Raw genomic sequence first — 257 nt, 5'->3', positions numbered from 1 at the left:
AACGTGATCGGCGCAATCAAGGCCGACGGGCTGCCATCCATCATGATCAGCACACAGCCTTCCATCACGCATGCTTTTGCTTTATCCGGCCGTTCCGTATGAACGATCTGCGGAAAAATGGAAAACGAATTATCTTCTATCGACTCCTCGATAATTCCGGGCGCAAGCACGCTGTCTATACGCAGGTATGACAGGCGCCGCTTCACTTCCTCCACAATCTCCGGATTGGCGATATTCTCAACAAATATAACCGCAAC

1 protein-coding gene is annotated in these 257 nt (G+C 50.6%); it reads right to left on the bottom strand.

Features of this window, described 5'->3' with window-relative positions; genetic code table 11:
* Window positions 1-257 (bottom strand): spore germination protein (locus SB660_RS21930; RefSeq protein ID WP_410584553.1); only part of this gene is annotated, 257 nt, incomplete at both ends.

The organism is Bacillus sp. SIMBA_005, assembly GCF_046535585.1.
Lineage (GTDB): Bacteria > Bacillota > Bacilli > Bacillales > Bacillaceae > Bacillus > Bacillus pumilus.
This window is presented reverse-complemented; position numbering and strand designations above follow the sequence as displayed.